Below are 17,352 nucleotides of genomic sequence, written 5' to 3' on the forward strand. Positions count from 1 at the left end.
CCCGGTTTTTTCCCGCCTGAACGCACACCCTGTGGACAACCGAACGCCCCTCGAACCGATCGCGTTAACATGACGAGAAATCGTCCGGTACCCGGAGCGGACTGGAACGGGAAGGCCGCCGTCGAGTGAACACAACCCCACAGCCAGACCCCAGGGACCGCCCCGCGCGGCTCACCGTCGGCGTCGTCGGCGCCGGCCGCGTGGGACCCGCACTGGCCGCGTCCCTCCAGCTCGCCGGGCACCGCCCGGTCGCCGTCTCCGCGGTCTCGGAGGTCTCCCGGCGCCGCGCCGCGCAACTGCTGCCCGACGTGCCGGTGATGCCGCCCGCCGAGGTCCTCCAGCGGTCCGAGCTGGTCCTGCTGACCGTCCCGGACGACGCCCTGCCCGAGCTGGTCGCGGGCCTCGCCGACACCGGGTCCGTACGGCCGGGACAACTGCTCGTCCACACCTCCGGGCGGTACGGCGCGCGGGTGCTCGACCCCGCCCTGCGCGCGGGCGCCCTGCCGCTGGCCCTGCACCCCGCGATGACCTTCACCGGCACGCCCGTGGACGTCCAGCGGCTGGCCGGCTGCTCCTTCGGCGTCACCGCGCCCGAGGAGCTGCGGCTGGCCGCCGAGGCCCTGGTCATCGAGATGGGCGGCGAGCCGGAGTGGATCGCCGAGGAGAACCGGCCGCTCTACCACGCGGCCCTCGCGCTCGGCGCCAACCACCTGGTCACCCTGGTCGCCCAGTCCCTGGAGCTGCTGCGCACGGCCGGTGTCGCGGCCCCCGACCGGATGCTCGGCCCGCTGCTCGGCGCGGCCCTGGACAACGCCCTGCGCTCCGGCGACGCGGCCCTCACCGGCCCGGTGGCGCGTGGCGACGCGGGCACGGTCGCCGCGCATGTCACCGAGCTGCGCCGGCACGCCCCGCAGGCCGTCGACGGCTACCTGGCGATGGCCCGCGCGACCGCCGACCGGGCCCTGGCCCACGGCCTGCTGAAGCCGGAGCTCGCCGAGGACCTCCTCGGGGTACTCGCCCACGGGACCGACGGCACCGAAGGGGACGCCCGATGACCACGACCCTGCTCAGCACCGCCGCCGAACTGCACGCACGCGCGCGTGCGGGCCGCCGCGCCGTGGTGATGACCATGGGCGCGCTGCACGAGGGCCACGCCACGCTGATCCGCACCGCACGGGCCCTCGCCGGACCCGACGGCGAAGTCGTCGTCACCGTCTTCGTCAATCCGCTCCAGTTCGGCGCGGGCGAGGACCTCGACCGCTATCCGCGCACCCTGGACGCCGACGTGAAGCTGGCCGGGGAGTCGGGCGCCGACGTCGTGTTCGCCCCGGCCGTCGACGAGGTCTACCCCGGCGGCGAGCCCCAGGTCCGCATCACCGCGGGTCCCATGGGCGAGCGGCTGGAGGGCGCCTCCCGCCCGGGCCACTTCGACGGCATGCTCACGGTCGTCGCCAAGCTGCTCCACCTCACCCGCCCCGACATCGCCCTGTACGGCCAGAAGGACGCCCAGCAGCTCGCCCTGATCCGCCGCATGGTGCGGGACCTGAACTTCGGCGTGGAGATCGTCGGCGTCCCCACCGTGCGCGAGGAGGACGGCCTGGCCCTGTCCAGCCGCAACCGCTACCTCTCGCCCGCCGAGCGGCGCACCGCCCTCGCGCTGTCCGGCGCCCTGTTCGCGGGCCAGGACCGGCACGCCGCGCAGGAGGCGCTGCGCGCCCGGGCCCGCGAGGTGCCCGCCACACGCGCGCGTGCCGAGGCCCTCAGCGCCATAGGCGAGTCCCGCGCGGCAGCGGACGCGCACGCCGTCGCGACGGCCGTCCCGGGCAGCCCGGCCGCCGTCCGCGCGGCCGCCCGCCAGGTCCTCGACGAGGCGGCCCGCCTCGACCCGCCGCTCGAGCTGGACTACCTCGCCCTGGTCGACCCGTCCGACTTCACCGAGATCGGGGACGACTTCACCGGCGAGGCGGTCCTCGCCGTCGCCGCCCGGGTCGGTACGACCCGGTTGATCGACAACGTTCCTCTCACCTTCGGAGCCGCCTCGTGACCAGCACAGGCATACGACTGCACGCGCCCGCCCCCGGGTGGTCCATCTCCGCGGACGTGGTCGTCGTCGGCTCCGGCGTCGCCGGCCTCACCGCCGCCCTGCGCTGCGAGGCGGCCGGCCTCACCACCGTCGTCGTCACCAAGGCCCGCCTGGACGACGGCTCCACCCGCTGGGCCCAGGGCGGCATCGCCGCGGCACTCGGCGACGGTGACACCCCCGAGCAGCACCTGGACGACACCCTGGTCGCGGGCGCGGGCCTGTGCGACGAGGAAGCGGTCCGCATCCTCGTCACCGAGGGCCCCGACGCCGTACGCCGCCTCATCGAGACCGGCGCGCACTTCGACGAGTCGTCCGAAGGACAACTGGAGCTCACCCGCGAGGGCGGCCACCACCGCCGCCGCATCGCCCACGCCGGCGGCGACGCCACCGGTGCCGAGATCTCCAGGGCCCTGGTCGAGGCGGTACGCGCGCGTGGCATGCGCACGGTCGAGAACGCGCTCGTCCTGGACCTCCTCACCGACGCCGAGGGCCGCACGGCGGGCGTCAGCCTGCACGTCATGGGCGAGGGCCAGCACGACGGCGTGGGCGCGGTCCACGCCCCCGCGGTGGTCCTGGCCACCGGCGGCATGGGCCAGGTCTTCTCGGCGACGACCAACCCGTCGGTCTCCACGGGCGACGGCGTGGCCCTGGCGCTGCGCGCGGGCGCCGAGGTGAGCGACCTGGAGTTCGTCCAGTTCCACCCGACGGTCCTCTTCCTGGGCTCCGACGCGGAGGGCCAGCAGCCCCTGGTCTCCGAGGCGGTCCGCGGGGAGGGCGCCCACCTGGTCGACGCCGACGGCGTGCGCTTCATGCAGGGGCAGCACGAACTGGCCGAACTCGCCCCGCGGGACATCGTCGCCAAGGGCATCACGCGCCGCATGCAGGAGCAGGACGCCGAGCACATGTTCCTCGACGCCCGGCACTTCGGCGCCCACATGTGGGAACACCGCTTCCCGACGATCCTCGCCGCCTGCCGGGCCCACGGCATCGACCCGGTCACCGAGCCCATCCCGGTCGCCCCGGCCGCCCACTACGCCTCCGGCGGCGTCCGCACCGACTCCCACGGCCGTACGACCGTCCCCGGCCTGTACGCGTGCGGCGAGGTCGCCTGCACCGGCGTGCACGGCGCCAACCGCCTGGCCTCCAACTCCCTCCTCGAAGGCCTCGTCTACGCCGAGCGCATCGCGGCCGACATCGCCGCGAACGGACTCGAAGCGCGCGTGCCGCAGCCGGTGCCGCACCCGGAGACCCCCGAGCACCCGCTGCTCACCCCGGAGGCCCGCTTCACGATCCAGCGGATCATGACGAACGGGGCCGGTGTCCTGCGCTCGGCGGAGTCCCTTACCAAGGCCGCCGACCAGCTCCAGCAACTGCACACCGACGCCCGCGACGCCCTCGCCGAGAACGGCAAGACGGCCGAGGCCGGCGTCGACACCTGGGAGGCCACCAACCTGCTGTGCGTGGCCCGCGTCCTGGTCGCCGCCGCCCGGCTGCGCGAGGAGACCCGGGGCTGCCACTGGCGCGAGGACCACCCCGAGCGCGACGACACCGCCTGGCGGCGCCACATCGTCGTACGCCTGAACCCCGACCGCACGCTGGCCGTGCACACCACGGACACCACACACTTCCCTACGACCCTCCCGCCCCAGGCCCCCCAGGAGCAGTGACCGACGTGAGCACCCCCGACCTTCCCCTCGCCTCGTCCGGAGGCTGCGGCGACGGCTGCGCCTGCGGCGCGGACGAGGAGGCATACCTGGAGTGCGGGCTGGACCCCGCACTCGCCCAGCTCCTGGCCGACGCCGGCCTCGACCCCGTCGAGGTCGAGGACATCGCCAACGTGGCCCTCCAGGAGGACCTGGCCCACGGCGTGGACGTGACGACGGTGGCGACGATTCCCGAGGACGCGGTGTCCACGGCCGACTTCACGGCCCGCGAGGCGGGCGTCGTGGCCGGCCTGCGCATCGCCGAAGCGGTCATCTCGGTCGTCTGCGAGGAGGAGCTCGAGATCGAGCGCCACGCGGAGGACGGCGACCGCGTCGAGGCGGGCCAGAAGCTCCTGTCGGTCACCACCCGCACCCGCGACCTCCTCACGGCCGAGCGCAGCGCGCTGAACATCCTGTGCCGGCTGTCGGGCATCGCGACGGCCACGCGCGCGTGGGCGGACGCCCTGGACGGCACGAAGGCCAAGGTCCGCGACACCCGCAAGACGACACCCGGCCTGCGCTCCCTGGAGAAGTACGCCGTCCGCTGCGGCGGCGGCGTCAACCACCGCATGTCCCTCTCGGACGCGGCCCTCGTCAAGGACAACCACGTGGTCGCCGCGGGCGGCGTCGCCGAGGCCTTCAAGGCGGTCCGCGAACGCTTCCCCGACGTCCCCGTCGAGGTCGAGGTCGACACCCTGCACCAGCTCCGCGAGGTCCTGGACGCCGGCGCCGACCTGATCCTCCTGGACAACTTCACGCCGGCCGAGTGCGCCGAGGCGGTGGCCGTCGTCCAGGGCCGCGCCGCCCTGGAGGCCTCGGGCCGCCTGACCCTCGACAACGCCAAGGACTACGCGGACACCGGCGTCGACTACCTGGCCGTCGGAGCCCTCACCCACTCCTCGCCGATCCTGGACATCGGCCTGGACCTGCGGCCGGCGGAGTAGGGAGCGGGTACGGGCCATGCTGCTGACGATCGACGTAGGCAACACCCACACCGTCCTGGGCCTGTTCGACGGCGAGGACATCGTCGAACACTGGCGCATCTCCACGGACGCGCGCCGCACCGCGGACGAACTGGCGGTCCTCCTCCAGGGCCTGATGGGCATGCACCCGCTCCTCGGCGACGAACTGGGCGACGGCATCGACGGCATCGCCATCTGCGCGACCGTCCCCTCGGTCCTGCACGAGCTCCGCGAGGTGACGCGCCGCTACTACGGCGACGTCCCGGCGGTGCTCGTCGAACCGGGCGTCAAGACGGGCGTCCCGATCCTCATGGACAACCCCAAGGAGGTCGGCGCGGACCGCATCATCAACGCGGTCGCCGCGGTCGAGCTCTACGGCGGCCCGGCGATCGTCGTCGACTTCGGCACGGCGACGACGTTCGACGCGGTCAGCGCGCGCGGCGAGTACGTCGGCGGGGTCATCGCCCCCGGCATCGAGATCTCCGTCGAGGCCCTCGGCGTCCGCGGCGCCCAGCTCCGCAAGATCGAGGTGGCCCGGCCGCGCAGCGTCATCGGCAAGAACACGGTCGAGGCGATGCAGTCGGGCATCATCTACGGCTTCGCCGGCCAGGTCGACGGGGTCGTCAACCGCGTGGCCCGCGAGCTGGCGGAGGACCCGGAGGATGTCACGGTCATCGCGACGGGCGGTCTGGCGCCGATGGTCCTGGGCGAGTCGTCGGTCATCGACGAGCACGAGCCGTGGCTGACGTTGATCGGCCTGCGACTGGTGTATGAGCGGAACGTGTCGCGTATGTGAGCCGGCGTTGTAGCTGGGGCCGGGTGGGTCCGCAGCCCGGCGGAGCGGGGTGCGTGCTGCGCCCACCCGTGCCGCCTGGGGGCACCTCCCAGGCCTTTAAGGCACTGGGGGAGGCACGACTGCCCGCAGCTAAGGCGCACCCGCGTACGCACGGAAGGGGACGTGTCGGGGGGTGTCCGCCCGCAGCGGTTGGCGCGTCAACGGACAGTCAGTCGGCGTCCGACCCCATCGCGCCGTTCCGAGGACGGACACCCCCCGGCGCGGCCCCGACCCACCGCACCCCGGTAGGCGCTACGCGCACCCCGCCCACCCGGGTGGTCCCCCACGCCACACCCATCCGATATGCGGGATTTGTCTGATTAGCGAGTATCGTCGCAGCATGCCCACGCCATACGGATCCCGCGGCGGCATGGCGTTCGGCGTGGAGGAGCTGCGTGTGCTCCGCCGCGCTCTCGCCCTCGCCCTCCACCCCACCTCCGCCTCGGCCGACGACGTCCAGGACTGCCTCCGCCTCGCAGAGTCGCTCGACGAGGCGATGCGGGAGGGGGCCAGGCTGCGTGCCTTCCTCGTGGCCGACCTGGGCCGGTACCGCGCCGCCCTCCCCGGCGCCGCCGCCGGCTACCTCACGCTCCTGGACGAGGCCCTGGGCGCCGGATACCACCCCCAGTCGGACGACCTCGCCGCCCTCGGCGCCCTGCGCGGCAACCCCACCGCGGCCGCCCTCCTGGAGCGCTGCCATCGGCCCACCGGGCAGCAGCCCGTGAGTGCCACCCGCTCGCGCATCCCCTCGCCGCTCGCCCAACCGCCCACCCGACCGACCGCTCCCACCGTCCCCGCCTCCCGCACGCGCCTCCGTCTCCTGCCCCTCCCCGGCGGCCTGTCCACCGCCGAGGACGCCCCGGAAAAGCAGCCCGAGAAGAAGCCCGAACGGAAGCCGGCGGCTCCGAAGCCCGCCCCCAAGCCCACCCCGGCCCCCGCCCCGGGCACCCCCAAACCCGGCCGCCCGATCCCCACCCCGGGCGAGGTCTTCCCGCGCCGCAAGCCCACCCCGCCGCCGCCCCCGGGCAACCCCCAGCAGCTCGCCGCGGGCTGACGTGGCTACTCTGGATCCATGGACTACGTCTCCGCGCTCCTGCCCCCGGTCGTCATGGCCATCTTCTTCATCGGCGTGATCCGGGTGATCGTGAAGACACAGGGCGGCGCCAACAAGGCCAAGGAGGACGCGGCCGTCGACGCCGCCCTCGCGCGCGTGGAGGGCGCCCGGCAGTCCTCCGCGACGCCCCCGAAGGCCGAAGCCTGACCCAACCGCTGCCGCCCCCGGGCGCAGCGTTCCGACGGCGTACGACTCCGTGCGGCCGGCCCCCGGCGAGGCCCGCACTTTCGAGTCGTACGCCCTTTTTGCTCCCGTTCGCCGGTGAAGCGCACGTCCGCCACGCCATTACCCAGATCTCCCACTATTGTTCTGAGGTGTGCCTCGCCCATTGGGAGAACTCGAAGACGCGGTCATGTCGCGGGTGTGGAAGTGGAACCGCCCGGTGACCGTTCGAGAAGTCCTGGAAGATCTTCAGAAGGAGCGGTCCATCGCGTACACCACCGTGATGACCGTTTTGGACAATCTCCATCAGAAGGGCTGGGTGCGCCGCGAGGCGGAAGGCCGTGCCTATCGATATGAGGCGGTCTCCACACGCGCCGCCTACGCCGCCGCCCTGATGAACGACGCCTGGTCGCAGAGCGACAACCCCGCCGCGGCTCTCGTCGCCTTCTTCGGCATGATGAGCGAGGAACAGCGAGAGACTCTCCGCGATGCCGTACGCATCGCCCAGGTCCCGGAAACCCAGAAACCGACCGGACCGTCGGAACTGGCCCAACCGCCGGAACGAAGCCAACCGCCGGAACGAAGCCAACCGCCGGAACGAAGCGAACGCACGGAACCGCCGGAGAACCCCGCCTCTGCTCAGGACCCCGGCGGGCGATAGCGTCCCGTCATGTCCGCGAAGAGCTCTGAAGCCCCCGCAAAAGCCATCACCGTCCGCCGGGCACGTACCAGCGATGTCCCGGCCGTGCGCCGCCTCCTCGACGCCTACGTCCGTGGCGGCATCCTGCTCGACAAAGCAACGGTGACGCTTTACGAGGACATCCAGGAGTTCTGGGTCGCGGAACGGGACGACAACGCCGAGGTCGTCGGCTGCGGCGCCCTGCACGTGATGTGGGAAGACCTCGCCGAAGTCCGCACTCTCGCCGTGAAGCCCGGCCTGAAGGGCGCGGGCGTCGGACACCAGTTGCTGGAGAAGTTGCTCCACACCGCCCGCTGGCTCGGCGTTCGCCGTGTTTTCTGTCTGACCTTCGAAGTGGACTTCTTCGCCAAGCACGGCTTCGTGGAGATCGGCGAGACGCCTGTCGACACGGATGTCTACGCGGAGCTGCTGCGTTCCTATGACGAGGGTGTCGCGGAGTTCCTCGGACTCGAACGAGTGAAACCGAACACCTTGGGCAACAGCCGGATGCTTCTGCATCTGTGATCACCAGGACGGAGACACAAGCCAGTTGCAAGCCGGTCGCAAGACCCGGGTGCCCTATGTCCGAAACGCGCACGTTTTCGGACGGGGACGGGGCTGCCGGTCTCTGCCGAGGGTTTGTGTTTTTCCGGCAAAAGCGGTTTGCTTTCCGAGGTACTGCAGTACTGCATATAACAGGGGACGGCGATACGGCGGACGCCGGCACACCCCGGCCCTGAAGATATCGATGAAAGGAAATCCGGTGGCACAGAAGGTTCAGGTCCTTCTTGTCGACGACCTCGACGGCGGCGAGGCGGACGAGACCGTCACGTTCGCGCTGGACGGCAAGACGTACGAGATCGATCTCACCACCGCTAATGCGGACAAGCTCCGCGGCCTTCTCGAGCCTTACGTGAAGGGCGGTCGTCGTACCGGAGGCCGTGCTTCGGGCGGGCGCGGAAAGGCGCGTGCGGCTTCGAGCGGCAGCCAGGACACCGCGGCCATCCGCGCCTGGGCGAAGGAGAACGGCTACGAGGTCAACGACCGCGGCCGTGTTCCCGCGACCATCCGCGAGGCCTACGAGAAGGCCAACGGCTGAACAGCGGCACTACCGGCCCTGCGCGCGCGAGGCCGACGGCTGGGCAGGCGCGCGCCGCAGCCGGACCCGGTGGCACTGTGTGGCCACGGTGTTCACCAGCCGTACGAGATCGGGGGCGTCTCCACCGCCCCCCAACGCCGACAGCGTCGGCAGCGAGGCCTCGACCTCGCATCCCGGCTCGGGGGGCCGCAGCCACATGGCGGCCCCCTGGGAACCGAACCGGCCCAGGGGAAGCGGCCGGCCACGACGGAAGCCGGACTCGGGGGACAACGCGCCGTCCGCCTCGTGAGCCGACGGCGCGACCCCCTGCCGGCCCCACCCGGTCCCCGACACCATGCCCCCCTCGGCGACCAGCCCACCCCCCTCACGCGGCAATGCGGCACCGCCCTCACAGGGCAGCACCCCGCCCGCCTCGCGGAGGCACGGCGTACCCGCGCCGCAGGGCAGCGGCCCGCCAGTCTCGTCAGGCGGCAGCCCGCCGCTCCCGCGCCGCAGTGAGCCGTCCGTCTCGGAGAGCAGCAGCGACTCGGTCTCGTAGGCGAGCGGCCTGCCCCCCTCGCCCGGCCCCGAGCCACCCACCCCGCGCAGGAACCACGCGTCCGCCCCCTGCGGCGGATCCAGCCACGGCGGCCGCGGTGCCGCCATCGGGCCCGTTCCGATCGCCGTCAGGTCGAGCGGCAGCGTTCCCCACTCCAGCCACTCCAGCAGCCCGGGCAGTTCCTCCGCCGTGCCCGCCGCCACGAGGAATCGCATCCGGTCGCCGAGCAGGGCCACCGGAGAGCCGGGTGCCAGGCGCCGCAGGGCCGCGTGTCCCGCCTCCACCGGCACGTCCAGGACGTCGAAGCGCACCCCCACCACCAGCCGCAGAGGATCGCCGGGCACCGTCGGCCAGCCCAGTTCGTTCTCGTACCACCGCCGGACCCGACAGCTCGCGTCGAGCGGCCGACGGGGGAGCGGGACGGGGCGAGAGTCGCCGAACATGCCAAGTGCAACAGCCGGAAGGACGTGCGGGTTACGCTGGGTGGCTTCTCGAGTGCCCACAGTGGCCAAATGGGGGTGTGTGGGGGGCGCGGGGAGGCGCAAGGTTGTTCGCCCGTAGCGGAGGGGAGGGGGGCGCTCGGCATGGACTTCCGGTCCGTGCGGGTAAGACATCCCTAGTGGGAGGGGGCGACACGCAGGAAAGGCCGTCTCACGTTCGCCATGGGCGTACTGACGAAGGGGGTAACTGCCTGGCCTGCGGGAACATCGTCTCGCACCATCGGGTTGGAGCAGATGTCGGCGTTCGGGGTCAGGAGGCCAAGGACGGTGTCGGCAGTTGGAATGAGCGGTCCCCGCTTGCGGGACTAAGCTGCGGAAGGACAGGGAGGGGAAGTTCCCCCCACTGCCTGACCGCTCTGAGGAGCGATTAACGATGTTCGAGAGGTTCACCGACCGCGCGCGGCGGGTTGTCGTCCTGGCTCAGGAAGAAGCCCGGATGCTCAACCACAACTACATCGGCACTGAACACATCCTCCTGGGCCTGATCCACGAGGGTGAAGGTGTCGCCGCCAAGGCCCTTGAGAGCCTCGGGATTTCGCTCGAGGCGGTCCGCCAGCAGGTGGAGGAGATCATCGGGCAGGGCCAGCAGGCCCCGTCGGGTCACATCCCCTTCACCCCCCGCGCCAAGAAGGTCCTGGAGCTGTCGCTCCGCGAGGCCCTTCAGCTGGGCCACAACTACATCGGCACGGAGCACATCCTGCTCGGCCTGATCCGCGAGGGCGAGGGCGTCGCCGCCCAGGTCCTGGTCAAGCTGGGCGCAGATCTGAACCGCGTGCGGCAGCAGGTGATCCAGCTGCTCTCCGGTTACCAGGGCAAGGAGACCGCCACCGCCGGCGGTCCTGCCGAGGGCACGCCCTCCACGTCCCTGGTCCTCGACCAGTTCGGCCGGAACCTCACCCAGGCCGCTCGTGAGTCCAAGCTCGACCCGGTCATCGGGCGCGAGAAGGAGATCGAGCGGGTCATGCAGGTGCTGTCCCGCCGTACGAAGAACAACCCGGTCCTGATCGGTGAGCCCGGCGTCGGCAAGACCGCCGTCGTCGAGGGCCTCGCCCAGGCCATCGTCAAGGGCGAGGTGCCCGAGACCCTCAAGGACAAGCACCTCTACACCCTGGACCTCGGCGCGCTGGTCGCCGGCTCCCGCTACCGCGGTGACTTCGAGGAGCGCCTGAAGAAGGTCCTCAAGGAGATCCGCACCCGCGGCGACATCATCCTGTTCATCGACGAGCTGCACACGCTGGTCGGTGCGGGTGCCGCCGAGGGCGCCATCGACGCGGCTTCGATCCTGAAGCCGATGCTGGCCCGCGGTGAGCTGCAGACCATCGGTGCGACCACGCTGGACGAGTACCGCAAGCACCTGGAGAAGGACGCGGCCCTCGAGCGCCGCTTCCAGCCCATCCAGGTCGCCGAGCCGTCCCTGCCGCACACGATCGAGATCCTCAAGGGTCTGCGTGACCGCTACGAGGCGCACCACCGCGTCTCCATCACGGACGAGGCGCTGGTCCAGGCCGCCACCCTGGCCGACCGGTACATCTCGGACCGCTTCCTGCCGGACAAGGCGATCGACCTGATCGACGAGGCCGGGTCGAGGATGCGCATCCGCCGGATGACCGCGCCGCCGGACCTGCGCGAGTTCGACGAGAAGATCGCCGGTGTCCGCCGGGACAAGGAGTCCGCGATCGACTCGCAGGACTTCGAGAAGGCCGCCTCCCTCCGCGACAAGGAGAAGCAGCTCCTGGCCGCCAAGGCCAAGCGGGAGAAGGAGTGGAAGGCCGGCGACATGGACGTCGTCGCCGAGGTCGACGGCGAGCTGATCGCCGAGGTCCTCGCCACGGCCACGGGCATCCCGGTCTTCAAGCTGACCGAGGAGGAGTCCTCCCGCCTGCTGCGCATGGAGGACGAGCTCCACAAGCGGGTCATCGGCCAGAACGACGCCGTCAAGGCGCTGTCGAAGGCGATCCGCCGTACGCGTGCCGGTCTGAAGGACCCGAAGCGTCCCGGTGGCTCGTTCATCTTCGCCGGCCCGTCCGGTGTCGGTAAGACGGAGCTGTCCAAGGCGCTCGCCGAGTTCCTCTTCGGTGACGAGGACGCGCTGATCTCCCTCGACATGTCGGAGTTCAGCGAGAAGCACACGGTGTCGCGTCTCTTCGGTTCGCCCCCCGGTTACGTGGGCTACGAGGAGGGCGGCCAGCTGACGGAGAAGGTCCGCCGCAAGCCGTTCTCGGTCGTCCTCTTCGACGAGGTCGAGAAGGCCCACCCGGACATCTTCAACTCGCTGCTGCAGATCCTGGAGGACGGTCGCCTGACCGACTCCCAGGGCCGGGTCGTGGACTTCAAGAACACGGTCATCATCATGACGACCAACCTCGGCACGCGGGACATCTCCAAGGGCTTCAACCTGGGCTTCGCGGCCTCGGGTGACACGAAGACCAACTACGAGCGCATGAAGAACAAGGTCTCGGACGAGCTCAAGCAGCACTTCCGGCCCGAGTTCCTCAACCGCGTCGACGACGTGGTCGTGTTCCCGCAGCTGACCCAGGACGACATCCTGCGGATCGTCGACCTGATGATCAGCAAGGTGGACGAGCGCCTGAAGGACCGGGACATGGGCATCGAGCTCGCCCAGTCCGCCAAGGAGCTCCTCGCCAAGAAGGGCTACGACCCCGTGATGGGCGCCCGGCCGCTGCGCCGGACGATCCAGCGCGAGATCGAGGACAGCCTGTCGGAGAAGATCCTCTTCGGCGAGCTGCGCCCCGGTCACATCGTGGTCGTGGACACCGAGGGCGAGGGCGAGACCAAGACCTTCACCTTCCGGGGTGAGGAGAAGTCGGCCCTGCCGGACGTCCCGCCGATCGAGCAGGCGGCCGGTGGCACGGGACCGAACCTGAGCAAGGACGTGTAAGCGTCACGGTCGAGTGAGAGGGGCCGGTGCTGAAAAGCACCGGCCCCTCTTGCATGCCCGAGGGCGGACGAGCTCCGGCCCTACGACAGCTGCCCGTCGTAGTCGGGCAGCTTGAACGTCTTCTCGGCGTGGCCGCCGGAGAGGTCGGTGGCGCTGTTGCCGATGTTCGCGATGATCGTGTAGCCCTTCTTCTCGACGTCGACGCGCTGGGCCGTCTTGTACTCGGCGACGTTCTTGAAGAGGTCGATGAAGTTCCGGACGTAGAGGCCGGAGACCTGGTAGCCGGTCTGCTTGAGGTTGTACTCGGTGAACGAGTAGATGATGTCCGGGCGGGCGGTCACGAAGAACAGGGCGACGCCGCGCTCCTGGGCGTATCTCGCGGCCTCCAGGACCGGCTTGTTGGCCGGCTGCGGGTAGCTGAAGCCGAAGTCGGTCTCCAGCGTGGTGTTGTCGATGTCGAAGACGATCGCCTGCTTCTCGCCCGGCTTGGCGGCCGCGATCCGCTGCTTCAGATAGGGCAGCGCCTGGTCCATCACCGCCTGGCAGTCCCTCTGCCAGGTCGCGTAGTCGACGTCTGCGGCGGCGGCCGTGCTGGCCGCGGTGGCGGTACCCGCGGGGGCCGCCGCGTCGGCCGGTACGGCCATCGCCACGAGGGCGGCTGCCGAGACTGCGGTCACTGATGCGCGGCGCAACCAGGGGCGTCGGGTCTGCATGTCGTGGGGGTCCTCTCACGTCCGTGACGCTGCCAACATGTCGTGTGCATGTTCGTGCGCGAGGGTGGCGCGAGGGGAACCGTAGGGTTACCGGACGGTAGGTGCATAGAGGCGTGCGCCACATTTCCGGAATGGCCGAAGAGACTCTCCGGTGACATGCCGCACAGGCGAAATGTCCGTTACTAGGCGGAATAGTGCTGAACGGATCCGGAGGAAAGGGATTCTTGGGCCCGTGGAGCGCGCTGAAGTGTGCTGTAGTGCCCTGATTCGTCCCGAATGAGTGTCATGTCAAGAGACGTAGAACACTGAACGAAGTTACTAACTTAGGCCGTAGATCACGCTTTTGGGAGTTTGTCGGACTTCGGGTTACCAAGGGATGGCCATTCGGCGAGCGACTGCGCGCCGGGTGGTTTTCACCGTCCCCTTCCCCATGAGGTTTCGATGTCCCAGCGCGTCACGTCCCGTTCTTCCCGTACGTCCCAGCTCCGCACCCGTGCGACCGTGCTGGCCGCCGGCCTCGGTGTCTCGGTCGCACTGGGAGCAGGGGTCGCGTCCGCCGCCGACACCACGGCCGCGTCGGGTGCCGCCGGTGCCGTGCAGGCGCAGGCCGCCGCCCAGGCCAAGGCCGCCAAGGCCGCGGCCGTGAAGGCTGAGAAGGCCGCCCAGGCCGCCGCCGCGAAGAAGGCGGCCGCCGCCAAGAAGGCCGCCGTGCAGAAGGCCGCCAAGAAGGCCACGCCGTCCTGGGTCGACCCGGTGAAGAAGTACAAGCTCTCCGCGAGCTTCGCCCAGAACGGTGGCATGTGGCAGTCCACCCACAGCGGGCAGGACTTCGCCGTGCCGAGCGGCACCCAGGTCGTCGCCGCCCACGGTGGCACCGTCGTCAAGGCCGGCGGCAACGGCGCCGGTGACGGTCCCGCGTACGGCAACGCCGTCGTGATCAAGCACGGCAACGGCACGTACTCGCAGTACGCCCACCTGTCGACGGTCAAGGTGAGGATCGGCCAGGTCGTCAAGACCGGCCAGGAGATCGCCCGGTCCGGCAACACCGGCAACTCCAGCGGTCCGCACCTGCACTTCGAGATCCGTACGACCCCGAACTACGGCTCGGCGGTCGACCCGGTGAAGTTCCTGCGCGCCAAGGGCGTCAAGGTCTGACGACCGGAGGCGACCCGGGTCCGCTAGGAGCCCCGGGCTCCCTCGTGGGCCTGGGTCACCAGGTCCGTGGCGACCTCGAGGACGGCTTTGTTCTTGTCCTCGGGGTCGCCTTCCAGGTCCTGGAGCAGGAACATCCCGGCGTGCAGCGTGAAGATCGCGCTGACGCAGCGGACCTGGTCGACCAGGTCGGCCTCCGGGTCGATGATGATGTCCCGCAGACCGCGGATGCGCTCCTTGAAGGAGTCGCCGATCCGCAGCTCCCGCACCGTCGCCTGGTTGTCGTGCATGAAGCGGAACAGCGGCGCCGCGCCGGCCAGGGTCTGCGCGTAACGGCGGATGATCTCCTGCTTGGTGTCGAGCGTGTGCGGCTGCTGCCGCCCCCACTCGATCAGCTCCTCGATCGGCTTCGTGAGGTCCTCGAAGATGCTGACGAGGATCTCTTCCTTGGTCTTGAAGTGGTAGTAGAGCGCCGCCTTGGTGACCTCCAGGCGTTCCGCGATCTCGCGCAGAGAGGTCTTCTCGTAGCCCTGCTCCGCGAAGAGTTCGAGGGCCACGTCCTGGATGCGCTGGCGGGTGTCCCCGCGGCGCCGATGCCTGGTGCCGTCCATGGTGCCGCCCATCCTCCTACGCCGCTCCCTTTCCATAAAACTTACTTGACGCCCGGCTAGTTCCGCGGCTAGCTTCCGAGTGTAGTCACTAGCCGGTCGGCAAGTAAGTAGCGGTAGCTGGGGGAGTGGGAAAGCAATGGCGGACACGACGGACACACCGGCGGTCGGCGCCGATACCGACACCGGGGGGAAACAGCCGAGGAGCGTGCGGGTCGTCCTGCTCGCGCTGATGATCGCGATGATGCTCGCGATGCTCGACAACATGATCATCGGTACGGCGATGCCGACGATCGTCGGTGAGCTGGGCGGCCTCGAACACCTCTCGTGGGTGGTCACCGCGTACACGCTCGCGACCGCGGCCTCCACCCCGCTGTGGGGCAAGCTCGGCGACATGTACGGCCGCAAGGGCACGTTCATGACGTCGATCGTCCTCTTCCTGATCGGCTCCGCGCTCAGCGGCATGGCCCAGAACATGGGTGAGCTGATCGGCTTCCGTGCCGTCCAGGGCCTCGGCGCCGGCGGTCTGATGGTCGGCGTCATGGCGATCATCGGAGACCTGATCCCGCCCCGGGAGCGCGGCAAGTACCAGGGCATGATGGCCGGCGTCATGGCGCTGGCGATGATCGGCGGCCCGCTGGTCGGCGGCACGATCACCGACCACTGGGGCTGGCGCTGGGCGTTCTACATCAACCTGCCGCTCGGCGTGGTCGCGCTGGCCGCCATCAGTGTGGTGCTGCACCTGCCGAAGAAGCGCTCCGAGGCGCGGATCGACTACCTGGGCGCCGCCCTGCTGACCGTCGGCATCACCGCGATCGTCCTCGTCACCACCTGGGGCGGCACGGAGTACGCCTGGAGCTCCGCGCGGATCATGGAGCTGATCGGCATCGGTGTCGCCGCGCTCGTCGGGTTCGTGTTCTGGCAGACCAAGGCGGCCGAGCCGGTGGTGCCGCTGCACATCTTCCGCAGCCGCAACTTCACGCTGATGTCGATCATCGGCTTCATCACCGGGTTCGTGATGTTCGGCGCGACGCTGTTCCTGCCGCTGTACCAGCAGTCCGTGCAGGGCGCCTCCGCGACGAACTCGGGGCTGCTGCTCCTGCCGATGCTCGGCGCGATGCTGGTGACCTCGATGATCGCCGGCCGGGTCACCACGAACACCGGCCGGTACAAGGTGTTCCCGATCCTCGGCAGCGTCCTGATGACCGTCGGTCTGTATCTGCTGTCCACGATGGACACGGGGACCTCGCGGTTCACGTCCGGTGTCTTCATGGCCGTGGTCGGCTTCGGCATGGGCTGCCTGATGCAGATCACCATGCTGGTCGCGCAGAACAGCGTGGAGATGAAGGACATGGGCGTCGCGTCCTCGTCGACCACCCTCTTCCGCACCCTCGGCTCCTCCTTCGGCGTCGCGATCATGGGCGCCCTGTTCAACAACCGCGTCCAGGACGTCATGGCCGAGCGGGGCGGTGCGCTGGGCTCCAAGATCACCGAGCAGTCGGCGCAGCTCGACGCCAAGAGCCTGGAGAAGCTCCCGGTGCTGGTCCGGGAGGCGTACCAGCACGCGGTGTCGGCCGGCACGCACTCGGCGTTCCTGCTTGGAGCCGTCGTGGCGGTGTTCGCCCTGGTGGCGGCCGTGTTCGTCAAGGAGGTCCCGCTCAAGGGGGCGGGCCCGAAGACGGACGACGGGCCGGACGCCCCGGTGTCGCAGCCGCCCGTGGCGGAGACCGTCTGACCGGATCGCATGACGAAGGCCCCCGGGGTGGAGAACCCCGGGGGCCTTCGCCATGCGGTCGCTCCCGCAGGCCTCGCTGTCAGACCCTCGTGCCACCATCGGATCCATGGACAGGATGCGGCAGGTGCGCCTCGCCAAGGACGCCATGGACCGGGACTGGGCCGACCCGGACCTGGACCTGGGCGCCGTGGCCGCCCACGCCGGGTACTCGCGGTATCACTTCATCCGCGCCTTCAAGGAGGCGTACGGCGAGACCCCCGGGCAGTACCTCACGCACCGCCGCATAGAACGCGCCGAGGACCTGCTGCGCACGGCGAACCTCTCGGTGACGGAGATCTGCCACCTGGTCGGCTTCAGCAGTGTCGGCACGTTCTCGGCCCGGTTCAAGGCGTGGACCGGCCTGACACCCAGCGAGTACCGGACGAAGCACGTGGGCCGCGGAGCGGCACTCATACCGGGCTGCTACGCCATGCTGTGGGCCGGCGGCTTCCGGCCGGCGCCCACCCCGGGACAACAGCGCAATTCCGGAGAAGCGGGCTGACACCCCCGCTGCCTACCGTGGCAGGGCAG

17 protein-coding genes are annotated in these 17,352 nt (G+C 70.4%); 14 read left to right on the plus strand and 3 right to left on the minus strand.

The genetic code is table 11. The features are described from left to right. Nucleotides 1-125: 125 nt before the first annotated feature. The 10 genes from ABZ192_RS01965 to ABZ192_RS02010 all read left to right on the plus strand — a co-directional run bounded on the left by ABZ192_RS01965 (nt 126) and on the right by ABZ192_RS02010 (nt 8,637). Entirely contained in the window at nt 126-1,055 is a 930-nt protein-coding gene (locus ABZ192_RS01965; RefSeq protein ID WP_356922569.1) for a DUF2520 domain-containing protein, read from the plus strand. Then, the gene (panC, locus tag ABZ192_RS01970; RefSeq protein WP_356922570.1) at nt 1,052-2,044 is read left to right on the plus strand and encodes a pantoate--beta-alanine ligase; all 993 of its coding nucleotides are present in this window, start codon (nt 1,052-1,054) and stop codon (nt 2,042-2,044) included. The genes ABZ192_RS01965 and panC overlap by 4 nt, the downstream gene beginning before the upstream one ends. Beyond that, on the plus strand, nt 2,041-3,750 hold the full coding sequence (locus tag ABZ192_RS01975; RefSeq protein ID WP_356922571.1) for an L-aspartate oxidase: 1,710 nt from the start codon (nt 2,041-2,043) through the stop codon (nt 3,748-3,750). Before panC ends, ABZ192_RS01975 begins: the two co-directional genes overlap by 4 nt. Before the next feature lie 5 nt (nt 3,751-3,755). Further along, on the plus strand, nt 3,756-4,730 hold the full coding sequence (nadC, locus tag ABZ192_RS01980; protein ID WP_356922572.1) for a carboxylating nicotinate-nucleotide diphosphorylase: 975 nt from the start codon (nt 3,756-3,758) through the stop codon (nt 4,728-4,730). A gap of 16 nt (nt 4,731-4,746) precedes the next feature. Continuing rightward, nucleotides 4,747-5,544 carry a type III pantothenate kinase gene (locus ABZ192_RS01985; protein WP_356922573.1) on the plus strand — a complete coding sequence of 266 codons (798 nt, stop codon included), beginning with the start codon at nt 4,747-4,749 and terminating at the stop codon, nt 5,542-5,544. A 379-nt stretch (nt 5,545-5,923) separates the two neighbouring features. Beyond that, nucleotides 5,924-6,637, plus strand: coding sequence for a hypothetical protein (locus ABZ192_RS01990; RefSeq protein WP_356922574.1), 714 nt, complete (start codon nt 5,924-5,926; stop codon nt 6,635-6,637). A gap of 18 nt (nt 6,638-6,655) precedes the next feature. Beyond that, nucleotides 6,656-6,844, plus strand: a complete 189-nt coding sequence (locus ABZ192_RS01995; RefSeq protein WP_338782107.1) for a hypothetical protein — start codon at nt 6,656-6,658, stop codon at nt 6,842-6,844. 169 nt (nt 6,845-7,013) lie between these two features. After that, nucleotides 7,014-7,520: a BlaI/MecI/CopY family transcriptional regulator gene (locus tag ABZ192_RS02000; protein ID WP_356922575.1), complete on the plus strand. Its 507-nt coding sequence runs from the start codon at nt 7,014-7,016 to the stop codon at nt 7,518-7,520. A 9-nt stretch (nt 7,521-7,529) separates the two neighbouring features. Continuing rightward, nucleotides 7,530-8,063, plus strand: a complete 534-nt coding sequence (locus tag ABZ192_RS02005; protein WP_356922576.1) for an amino-acid N-acetyltransferase — start codon at nt 7,530-7,532, stop codon at nt 8,061-8,063. 238 nt (nt 8,064-8,301) lie between these two features. Beyond that, the gene (locus ABZ192_RS02010) at nt 8,302-8,637 is read left to right on the plus strand and encodes an Lsr2 family protein (protein WP_010048839.1); all 336 of its coding nucleotides are present in this window, start codon (nt 8,302-8,304) and stop codon (nt 8,635-8,637) included. A 9-nt stretch (nt 8,638-8,646) separates the two neighbouring features. Here the strand turns inward: ABZ192_RS02010 and ABZ192_RS02015 are convergent, their stop codons facing one another. Next, entirely contained in the window at nt 8,647-9,789 is a 1,143-nt protein-coding gene (locus ABZ192_RS02015) for an SCO3374 family protein (protein ID WP_356922577.1), read from the minus strand. Between the two features lie 259 nt (nt 9,790-10,048). On the opposite strand from ABZ192_RS02015, the gene ABZ192_RS02020 reads away from it, so the two are divergent. Then, nucleotides 10,049-12,574, plus strand: a complete 2,526-nt coding sequence (locus ABZ192_RS02020; RefSeq protein ID WP_010048831.1) for an ATP-dependent Clp protease ATP-binding subunit — start codon at nt 10,049-10,051, stop codon at nt 12,572-12,574. Between the two features lie 80 nt (nt 12,575-12,654). On the opposite strand, the gene ABZ192_RS02025 is transcribed toward ABZ192_RS02020, so the two are convergent. Continuing rightward, nucleotides 12,655-13,287 (minus strand): HAD family acid phosphatase, encoded by a 633-nt coding sequence (locus ABZ192_RS02025; RefSeq protein WP_356922578.1) that lies wholly within the window; start codon nt 13,285-13,287, stop codon nt 12,655-12,657. Between the two features lie 441 nt (nt 13,288-13,728). Here ABZ192_RS02025 and ABZ192_RS02030 point away from each other — a divergent pair, with 441 nt between their 5' ends. Beyond that, a complete protein-coding gene (locus ABZ192_RS02030; RefSeq protein WP_356922579.1) occupies nt 13,729-14,442 on the plus strand; it encodes a M23 family metallopeptidase in 714 nt (237 codons plus the stop codon). Between the two features lie 23 nt (nt 14,443-14,465). Here ABZ192_RS02030 and ABZ192_RS02035 read toward each other — a convergent pair whose 3' ends face one another. Continuing rightward, the gene (locus ABZ192_RS02035) at nt 14,466-15,062 is read right to left on the minus strand and encodes a TetR/AcrR family transcriptional regulator (RefSeq protein ID WP_356922580.1); all 597 of its coding nucleotides are present in this window, start codon (nt 15,060-15,062) and stop codon (nt 14,466-14,468) included. Between the two features lie 124 nt (nt 15,063-15,186). Between ABZ192_RS02035 and ABZ192_RS02040 the strand changes: the two genes are divergently transcribed. Both ABZ192_RS02040 and ABZ192_RS02045 read left to right on the plus strand, forming a co-directional pair. Continuing rightward, on the plus strand, nt 15,187-16,782 hold the full coding sequence (locus tag ABZ192_RS02040) for an MDR family MFS transporter (protein WP_356922581.1): 1,596 nt from the start codon (nt 15,187-15,189) through the stop codon (nt 16,780-16,782). A 115-nt stretch (nt 16,783-16,897) separates the two neighbouring features. After that, entirely contained in the window at nt 16,898-17,323 is a 426-nt protein-coding gene (locus ABZ192_RS02045; protein WP_356922617.1) for a helix-turn-helix transcriptional regulator, read from the plus strand. Nucleotides 17,324-17,352: the final 29 nt, after the last annotated feature.

It is taken from the genome of Streptomyces sp. NPDC006235, assembly GCF_040613735.1.
GTDB lineage: Bacteria > Actinomycetota > Actinomycetes > Streptomycetales > Streptomycetaceae > Streptomyces.

Bases quoted from the DNA above. Each gene is read 5' to 3' on its own strand.
- ABZ192_RS02035 (WP_356922580.1), bottom strand. From the start codon at position 15,062: ATGGGCGGCACCATGGACGGCACCAGGCATCGGCGCCGCGGGGACACC.
- ABZ192_RS02030 (WP_356922579.1), top strand. From the start codon at position 13,729: ATGTCCCAGCGCGTCACGTCCCGTTCTTCCCGTACGTCCCAGCTCCGC.
- ABZ192_RS02020 (WP_010048831.1), top strand. From the start codon at position 10,049: ATGTTCGAGAGGTTCACCGACCGCGCGCGGCGGGTTGTCGTCCTGGCT.
- ABZ192_RS02005 (WP_356922576.1), top strand. From the start codon at position 7,530: ATGTCCGCGAAGAGCTCTGAAGCCCCCGCAAAAGCCATCACCGTCCGC.
- ABZ192_RS02015 (WP_356922577.1), bottom strand. From the start codon at position 9,789: ATGTCTTACCCGCACGGACCGGAAGTCCATGCCGAGCGCCCCCCTCCC.
- ABZ192_RS02025 (WP_356922578.1), bottom strand. From the start codon at position 13,287: ATGCAGACCCGACGCCCCTGGTTGCGCCGCGCATCAGTGACCGCAGTC.
- ABZ192_RS02045 (WP_356922617.1), top strand. From the start codon at position 16,898: ATGCGGCAGGTGCGCCTCGCCAAGGACGCCATGGACCGGGACTGGGCC.
- ABZ192_RS01990 (WP_356922574.1), top strand. From the start codon at position 5,924: ATGCCCACGCCATACGGATCCCGCGGCGGCATGGCGTTCGGCGTGGAG.
- ABZ192_RS01995 (WP_338782107.1), top strand. From the start codon at position 6,656: ATGGACTACGTCTCCGCGCTCCTGCCCCCGGTCGTCATGGCCATCTTC.
- ABZ192_RS02040 (WP_356922581.1), top strand. From the start codon at position 15,187: ATGGCGGACACGACGGACACACCGGCGGTCGGCGCCGATACCGACACC.
- panC (WP_356922570.1), top strand. From the start codon at position 1,052: ATGACCACGACCCTGCTCAGCACCGCCGCCGAACTGCACGCACGCGCG.
- ABZ192_RS01985 (WP_356922573.1), top strand. From the start codon at position 4,747: ATGCTGCTGACGATCGACGTAGGCAACACCCACACCGTCCTGGGCCTG.